The sequence below is a fragment of the Arthrobacter sp. Y3223164 genome (genome assembly GCF_059091005.1).
Genome location: NZ_JBNHGF010000926.1, coordinates 1 through 357 on the forward strand (window position 1 = coordinate 1; position 357 = coordinate 357).

The window sequence follows — 357 nt, forward strand, 5'->3', positions numbered from 1 at the left end:
AGGGCGCGCAGCGATTCGGCCACCTTCAGCGCGCCGGCGTCGGTGGCCTCCTGCAGCACGACTCCGATGCGGGCACGGAACGACGGCGCCGCCCGGTACGGGTCGACGCCGAGCACAGCGGCGCGGCCGGAGGTCGGCTTCCGGTGGCCCTCCATCATCTCGATGGTGGTGGATTTGCCGGCCCCGTTGGGCCCGAGCAGCGCGTACGTTTCGCCCGTGCGGATCTGCAGCGTGATGCCGTCCACGGCGCGGAAGGTTCCGCCGCCGGGACGGGGGTACTCCTTCACCAACCGGTCGAGGACGACGGCGGCGCCCGGCGGGGCAGGATCGGAGGCGGCTGGCTCCGGGTGGCCGGGG

The 357-nt window shown here is 74.2% G+C and carries 1 protein-coding gene; it reads right to left on the reverse strand.

The window, feature by feature from the left end; all coding sequences use genetic code 11:
* Positions 1 to 357, reverse strand: a 357-nt coding sequence (locus tag AC5RUJ_RS18760) for an ATP-binding cassette domain-containing protein (RefSeq protein ID WP_494156574.1), incomplete at both ends; no start/stop codon positions are given.